This window comes from Polaromonas sp. (assembly GCF_018780625.1).
Taxonomy (GTDB): domain Bacteria; phylum Pseudomonadota; class Gammaproteobacteria; order Burkholderiales; family Burkholderiaceae_C; genus Polaromonas.
Genome location: NZ_JADMJK010000241.1, coordinates 1 through 3,504 on the forward strand (window position 1 = coordinate 1; position 3,504 = coordinate 3,504).

4 protein-coding genes and 1 riboswitch are annotated in these 3,504 nt (G+C 62.6%); of the genes, 1 reads left to right on the forward strand and 3 read right to left on the reverse strand.

What is annotated here, in order from left to right; genetic code table 11:
* Positions 1-90 precede the first annotated feature (90 nt).
* From IV091_RS17255 to IV091_RS17265, 3 genes are all read right to left on the reverse strand, one after another.
* Positions 91-861: an endonuclease/exonuclease/phosphatase family protein gene (locus tag IV091_RS17255; RefSeq protein WP_293470526.1), complete on the reverse strand. Its 771-nt coding sequence runs from the start codon at positions 859-861 to the stop codon at positions 91-93.
* Positions 862-1,072: 211 nt separating this feature from the next.
* Positions 1,073-1,252, reverse strand: coding sequence for a hypothetical protein (locus tag IV091_RS17260; RefSeq protein WP_293470521.1), 180 nt, complete (start codon positions 1,250-1,252; stop codon positions 1,073-1,075).
* Between the two features lie 96 nt (positions 1,253-1,348).
* Positions 1,349-1,915 carry a Spy/CpxP family protein refolding chaperone gene (locus IV091_RS17265; protein ID WP_293470523.1) on the reverse strand — a complete coding sequence of 189 codons (567 nt, stop codon included), beginning with the start codon at positions 1,913-1,915 and terminating at the stop codon, positions 1,349-1,351.
* Positions 1,916-2,262: 347 nt separating this feature from the next.
* A riboswitch (TPP riboswitch) is annotated at positions 2,263-2,385 on the forward strand.
* A 121-nt stretch (positions 2,386-2,506) separates the two neighbouring features.
* Between IV091_RS17265 and IV091_RS17270 the strand changes: the two genes are divergently transcribed.
* Positions 2,507-3,504: phosphomethylpyrimidine synthase ThiC (locus tag IV091_RS17270; RefSeq protein ID WP_293470524.1), on the forward strand; the 998-nt coding region annotated here is incomplete at its 3' end.

The window sequence follows — 3,504 nt, forward strand, 5'->3', positions numbered from 1 at the left end:
CGCCGGGCCGCCCCAAGCGAAGTTCAGCCCCCTCGGGGGGCAGCGCAGTACGCGAAGCGACAAGCGTGGGGGCCATATCTGTGTGTTTTTTTAGAGGTCAATCTCCGCCGCCAGCGGCGCGTGGTCCGACAGGTGCGACCATGGCTTGCCAGGCAGCACCACGGGGGCGTGGGAACGGGCGTTGCGCACATAAATGCGGTCCAGCCGCAGCACGGGAAAGCGCGCGGGAAAAGTGCGCGCCGCATGGCCATGGGCCTGCACAAAGACCTCATGCAGCCCGGCGCGGCGTGCCAGCTGGGCGTGGGCCTGGTGGCGCCAGTCGTTGAAGTCGCCGGCCACCACCACCGGGGCGTCGGCCGGAATCGCATTGCGCACCAGGTTGCACAGCATGTCCATCTGCTGGGTGCGATGGGTTTCCACCAGCCCCAGGTGAACGCAGATGGCGTGCACATTGACGCTGCGGCCCGGAATATGCAGCTCGCAATGCAGCATGCCGCGCCGCTCGGGGCCGCTGATGGACACGTCGTGGTTTTCAAAATGCACGATCGGAAACTTGGACAGCAGGGCGTTGCCGTGGTGGCCGTTGGTGTAGACGGCGTTGCGGCCATAGGCAAACTCCGGCCAGATGGTGTCGGCCAGGAACTCGTAGTGCGGCGCGTCGGGGAAGTTTTCGAACTTGCTGGCATGCTTGAGGTGGTTGCCGGTCACCTCCTGTAAGAACACCACGTCGGCGCCTACCTTGCGCACGGCCTCGCGCAGTTCGGGCAGGATGAACTTGCGGTTGAAAAACGTGAAGCCCTTGTGGATGTTGACCGTGAGGACCTTGAACGAAAACGGCGTGTCGGCGCTGATGGCGGCCATGGCGGTCTGGGTGTCGGCTTCGACGGCCGCCATGTCGATGGACGCGGCGAAGCCGGGCAATGCATCAGGTTCGGCGACCGACAGATCGACGGGCGTGCCGGGGGGGGTTAGGTCAGAGAAAAGAGGCTGCATAGGAAGTGAGGTGCAGGCAAAAAATACCTGGATATTGATTGTTGATCTCCGGCGCTGGGCGCGGCTGTAGGACAGCAACTTATTTCAGGCCAGTCGCCTGGCTGCACATGGCGCGCACGCCGCCGATGGATTTTTGGCCACCATACACCACCACAGGGTGTTGGTTTGGCGCGAGGCGTGCTGAAGTGCCATGCATTAAATGGCCATCAGCCCAATATTTAAAGGGGTTATTTGCTATTAAATAAATAGCAAAATTCAAGCGCGCAGGCCATAAAAAAGCCTGCACTGCCGCCCTGGAAGGGTGGCCGGTGCAGGCGATGGTGCGCGGGGCTAATGGGCCGCCGCAGCGTCAGGCTCAGCCTTTGTGGTGCATGCCGCCGCCATGGGGGCCGCGCCCTTCGCGCATGCCGTGCTTTTGGTGCTCCGCGTCAAAGGTTTTTTGCTGCTCGGCGTTCAGGGCGGCGTAAAACGTTTTGGTGGCGGCGCCGCGCTGGTCCATGGCGGCGGTTCTTTCAGCCATGCGCTGGGTCCGCATGGCGCGCATTTTGTCGATGCGCTCGGGTGTGGTCAGCTTGTCCATTTCAGCGCGCTGCCCGGCGTCCGGACGTTTGCCCATCATCTCGGCTGGCAGCTGCATGGCGGTGGTGAAGGCAGTCCAGGCGCCTTCCTGGGCTGGCGTGATCTTGAGCCTGGCTTTCATCTCGGCCTGGTGTTTGGCCACCATGGCCTGCATTTTGGCGGGGTCGCGGTGGTCCATGCGGTCGCCGTGATGGCCGCCTGCCATGCCCATTCCCATGGCTGCCGTTGCGGGCGCCGGGGTCGTGGCTGTTGTTTGCGCCAAGGCAACGCCGCCTGCTGCGGTCAGCAGACCTGCCAGGACGAGGGTGTTCAGGGTGGCGCGGGGTTTGAACGTGAATTTCATGGAAATTTCCTTTGGGGGTGGAGCTGGACTATCCCTGCTACCGGGTGTTGGCGTCAGGTTGAAAGTAATTGTGCGGCGCCTGTGTATACGCCGCATTGCACGGCCATGATGCTTTGTAAAGTTGTATGAAAGCCGTGCAGACCGCTCGCCAAAAGAAGGGCAAAAGAGGGTCAAAAGAGCGCCCGCTGGTGTTGCGGTATGTTTTTTGGTTTTCAGGGATGCCGATTGTTGGCCTCATCATGCGTTTCTTGTCAGGCCCGTGCGCTGGCCAAAAAACTGCTCGGCCAGCCCAGCCGCTTCGGATAGCCTGCAAGGCCGCGCTGGCTTTCGCCTGTGCTTACAATGCCTGCAGCTTGTCGGGGTGCCAAAGATGTGTCTGAAAAGATTCGTTGGAGGCTGAGATCGCAGATGCGAGACCCGCTGAACCTGATCGGGATCATCCCCGCGTAGGGAACAAGGCACTTGGCTCCGGCAGAATTGGCGGCGCTGGCAGTGATACCTCCCGGAGGCATTCCGGACACCCGCCAGCCCCACCTTCATTTCCATCTCCGGCTCCCCAGGCAGGCACACCACCACCTTCTGGAGACAGCCATGGCCAAAACCAATCTTTCCGTCAATGCAGCGGACCTGACCAGCCGCATCACGCGCACGCCTTTTCCGGGTTCGCGCAAGATCTACATCGAAGGCCCGCGGCCCGATATCCGCGTGCCGTTTCGCGAGGTCCTGCTTTCCGACACGCTGGTGGCCGAAGGCGTTGACACCCGCCGCGAAGCCAATCCGCCGCTGCGCCTGTTCGACTCGTCGGGCGTGTACACCGACCCGGCGGCTTCCATCGACATCACGCGCGGCCTGGCGCCCTTGCGCGCTGCCTGGATCAACGAGCGCGCCGACACCGAACTGCTTGCCGGCATCAGCAGCGCCTACGGCCGCGAACGCCTGAACGACCCTTCGCTGGCCGCCCTGCGCATGGCCCACGCGCCCGTGCCGCGCCGCGCCAGGGCGGGTGCCAACGTGTCCCAGATGCACTATGCCCGCAAAGGCATCATCACGCCGGAGATGGAATACATCGCCATCCGCGAGAACCTGGTGCGCGCCCAGCTGGCCGAACGCCTGGCGACCGAGCGCATGCCCAAGGCCGGCCATTCCTTCGGCGCGTCGATTCCGAAAGAGATCACCGCAGAATTCGTGCGTGACGAAGTGGCGCGCGGCCGCGCCGTGATTCCCAACAACATCAACCACCCCGAGAGCGAGCCGATGATCATCGGCCGCAATTTCCTGATCAAGGTCAACGCCAACATCGGCAACTCGGCCGTCACCTCGTCGATTGAAGAAGAAGTGGACAAGCTGGTCTGGTCGATTCGCTGGGGCGCCGACACCGTGATGGACCTCTCGACCGGCGAGAACATCCATGAAACGCGCGAATGGATCTTGCGCAACTCGCCGGTGCCGATCGGCACGGTGCCGATTTACCAGGCGCTGGAAAAAGTCAACGGCAAGGCCGAAGACCTGAGCTGGGAAATTTTCCGCGACACGCTGATCGAGCAGGCCGAGCAGGGCGTGGACTATTTCACGATTCATGCCGGCGTGCG